The sequence below is a fragment of the Pseudokineococcus marinus genome, from assembly GCF_013004605.1.
Classification (GTDB): Bacteria; Actinomycetota; Actinomycetes; order Actinomycetales; family Quadrisphaeraceae; genus Pseudokineococcus; species Pseudokineococcus marinus.
The window spans coordinates 1-3,768 of sequence record NZ_JABEMA010000302.1; the positions used below are offsets into that span (position 1 = coordinate 1).

Genomic DNA, 3,768 nt, shown 5'->3' on the forward strand with positions numbered 1-3,768 from the left:
GCCCGTGCTGGACATCACGGCGGCGAAGGCCTCGCCGTCGATGTGGTCGCGGGGCGCTGCCGTCGCCGGAGGGTCAGGCGCGCGAGCGGCGGTCCAGCTCCTGGGCGCGGCGGGCGCGCTCGACGCCGTCGCGGTTCTCCAGCGTCAGCCGCCGCAGGCCCGAGGGCGCGTCGGGGTGGGCCTCGAGCCACGCGCTCGTGCGGGCGGCCACGTCCGCGCCGTCCGCCTCGTCCGGGAAGAGGCCGAGGACCACCTGCTGGGCCGTCTCGTTCGTGCGCTCGGCCCAGACCCGGGCGATGGCGTCGAAGTAGCGGTCGACGAAGGGCGCGAGCAGCGCCGGGTCCTGCGCCCGGGTGAAGCCGGCGATGGCCGCCGCCTGCAGCGCGACGGGGGTGTCACCGCGGTCGACGACGGACGCCCACACCTCCTCCTTGACGGCCGGGTCGGGGCGCGCCGCGCGGGCGGTGACGGCGAGGCGCTGGCCGCGGGCCGTGGCGTCGCGCTCCGCCATGGCGTCCACCTCCGCCACGTCGGCGTCCCCGGCGGCCACGAGGTCGGTGAGCAGGTCCCACGCCAGGTCGACGTCGACCTCCAGCCCGGGCAGGGGCGCGCGGCCGTCGAGGACCCCGCGCACCGCCGACAGCTGGTCGGGCGTGCTCGCGTGCGCGGCCCCGGCCTTGAGCAGCTGGAGCTGGTGGTCGCTGCCCGGCTCGGCGCGCCGGGCCAGGTCGAGCAGGCGGCCGGCGACGTCGGCGCGCACGGCGGCGCGGTGCTCGGGCGCCGTGTGCAGCCGCACCGCCGTGGCGAGCTGGCGCAGGAGCACGAGGACCACCGAGGAGTCGGTCTCGGCGGCGATGCCGCCCAGGACCAGCTCGACGAAGTCGCCCACGGGCAGCTCGGCGTCGCGGGCCATGTCCCAGGCCGCGCCCCACACCAGGGTGCGGGGGAGGGCGTCGGCGAAGGCGGTGAGGTGCGCGGTGGCCGCGGCCAGCGAGGCGTCGTCGAGGCGCACCTTGGCGTACGCCAGGTCGTCGTCGTTGAGGAGGAGGAGCGCCGGGCGGGGGCGGCCGACGAGGTCGGGCACCTCGGTCCGGTCGCCGTCGACGTCGAGCTCCACCCGGTGCGTGCGGCGCAGCCGGCCGTCGACGAGGTCGTAGCAGCCGATCGCCAGGCGGTGCGGCCGCAGCACGGGGTGCTCGGCGGGGGCCTCCTGGAGCACCGCGACCGACGTCATGGTCCCGTCGTCGCCGACCTCGACCTCCGGGCGCAGCGTCGTGACGCCGGCCTGCTCCAGCCACAGCGCGGACCACGCGCGCAGGTCGCGGCCCGAGGTGGCCTCGAGCTCGACGAGCAGGTCGGAGAGCTCGGTGCTGCCGTGGGCGTGGGCCCGGAAGTACCGGCGGACGCCCTCGTCGAAGTGGTCGCGGCCCACCCACGCCACGAGCTGCTTGAGCACGCTCGCGCCCTTGGCGTAGGTGATGCCGTCGAAGTTGACCTCGACGTCCTCGAGGTCGCGGATGTCGGCGACGACGGGGTGCGTGGAGGGCAGCTGGTCCTGCCGGTAGGCCCAGGACTTCTCCATGCTCGAGAAGGTCGTCCAGGCGGAGGTGAAGCGGGTGGCCTCGGCGGTCGCGAGGGTCGAGGCGTACTCGGCGAAGGACTCGTTGAGCCAGAGGTCGTCCCACCAGCGCATCGTCACGAGGTCGCCGAACCACATGTGCGCCAGCTCGTGGAGGATCGTCACGGCGCGCCGCTCGACCATGGCCTCCGGCACGCGGCTGCGGAAGACGTAGTCCTCGAGGAAGGTGACGGCGCCCGCGTTCTCCATGGCGCCGGCGTTGAACTCCGGGACGAAGAGCTGGTCGTACTTCGCGAAGGGGTAGGCGAGGTCGAAGAGCTCCTCGTAGTGCGCGAAGCCGCGGCGGGTGAGGTCCATGACCTCCTCGGCGTCGAGGTGCTCGGCCAGCGAGGCGCGGCACAGGACGCCGAGGGGCACGGTGCGCCCGTCCCGGCTCGTGAGCTCGCCGTCCACCCGGTGGTACGGGCCGGCGATGACGGCCGTCACGTAGGACGCCAGGCGCGGCGTCGGCTCGAAGGACCAGGTCGCGCGGCCCGGGCCGGCCGAGGAGGGCTCGGGCGTGGGGGAGACCGAGACGACCGTCCAGTGGTCGGGCGCCGTCACGGTGAAGCGGAAGGTCGCCTTCAGGTCGGGCTGCTCGAAGACGGCGAGGACGCGCCTCGAGTCGGCCACCTCGAACTGGCTGTAGAGGTAGGTCTCGCCGTCGACCGGGTCGACGAAGCGGTGCAGGCCCTCGCCCGTCGTCATGTAGGCGGCGTCGGCGACGACGCGGACGACGTTGTCCTCCGCCAGCCCGTCGAGCCGCACGCGCTCGCCGTCGAAGGCGTCGGCGGGGTCGCGCCGCTCGCCGTTGACCTCGAGCTCGGTGACCGCGGGCGCCAGGAGGTCGAGCCAGGTCGAGGCGCCCTCGCGCGCCGAGAAGCGCACGGTCGTCGTCGACGTGAACACCTCCTCGCCGCGCGTCAGGTCGAGCGCGACGTCGTAGGAGTCGACGGTGACGAGCGCTGCGCGCTCGCGGGCCTCGTCGCGGGTCAGGTTGCTGCCGGGCACTGCGGGTTCCCCCTCGGGCGTCGGTCGGCCGGTCCGCCGGGGCCTCGCCCCGGTCCGTGCGGGTGCTCTCGTCCCCCGGCGGCGGCGACCTCGCCACCGCCTCCTGCCCCTGCGGCCCGGGGGACGACCGCGCGGAATGCTGCCACGGCCTCGCGCGCTGCACGCCCCATGAGCGAGCAGACCCCCGCGACCGAGCGCCAGCGCGTCGAGTTCTGGTTCGACCCCGCCTGCCCCTGGGCCTGGATGACCTCCCGCTGGATGGGCGAGGTCGAGCAGGTGCGGCCGGTCGACGTCGAGTGGAAGGTCATGAGCCTGGCCGTCCTCAACGAGGGCCGCGACCTGCCCGAGGACTACCGTGCGGCGATGGACCGGGCCTGGGCGGCCGTCCGCGTGGTCACGGCGGCGAAGGAGGAGCACGGCGCCGAGCACGTCAAGCCCCTGTACGACGCCATCGGCACCCGTGTGCACCCGGGCGGGCGCACGGACGTGGAGGCCGTGCTCGCCGAGTCGCTCGCCGAGGTGGGGCTGCCGGCCGAGCTGCTGGCGGCCAAGGACTCCGACGCCCACGACGCCGCGCTGCGCGCCAGCCACGCCGAGGGCATCGACCGCGTGGGCCAGGACGTGGGCACGCCCGTCATCGCCGTCGCCGGCACCGCCTTCTTCGGACCCGTCGTCACCCCCGCCCCGAAGGGCGAGGACGCCGCGCGGCTCTGGGACGGCGTCGTCGCGGTCGCCTCGACCCCGGGCTTCTACGAGCTCAAGCGCACGCGCGACCAGGGGCCCGTCTTCGACTGACCCCCGCCCTCGCTCGATCGGGAGCCCCGGACCGCCGGTCCGGGGCTCCCGTCGCGCCCGGACCCCCGCGGCGGCCCGGGAAAAGCCGTCGGCCGCCGTCGGGGGGCGGGTCTAGCGTGGCGGTCGCCGGCCAGGACGGGCGCCCGCCAGGGGCGCCGCCGCCGGCTCCGGTGATCGAGGGGGCGACGGGCCGTCGTGCGCAGCGCCAGTGCGGAGGACGTCGTGACCACGGGGGGCGCCGGCTCGGCGGCACCCGGAGCGACGCCGGTCGAGGGCTCGGCGCCCGGAGGGCGAGCCGGGGGCGGGCGCCCGGCGGACCCGGCGCCGCTCGACGGCCGCCGGCT

General features: G+C 76.0%; 2 protein-coding genes. One reads left to right on the forward strand and one right to left on the reverse strand.

The features are described 5' to 3' along the window. Positions 1 to 73: 73 nt before the first annotated feature. Positions 74 to 2,629, reverse strand: coding sequence for an aminopeptidase N (pepN, locus tag HLB09_RS14425; RefSeq protein WP_171204031.1), 2,556 nt, complete (start codon positions 2,627 to 2,629; stop codon positions 74 to 76). 168 nt (positions 2,630 to 2,797) lie between these two features. On the opposite strand from pepN, the gene HLB09_RS14430 reads away from it, so the two are divergent. Then, positions 2,798 to 3,424, forward strand: a complete 627-nt coding sequence (locus HLB09_RS14430) for a mycothiol-dependent nitroreductase Rv2466c family protein (RefSeq protein WP_171204032.1) — start codon at positions 2,798 to 2,800, stop codon at positions 3,422 to 3,424. Positions 3,425 to 3,768: the final 344 nt, after the last annotated feature.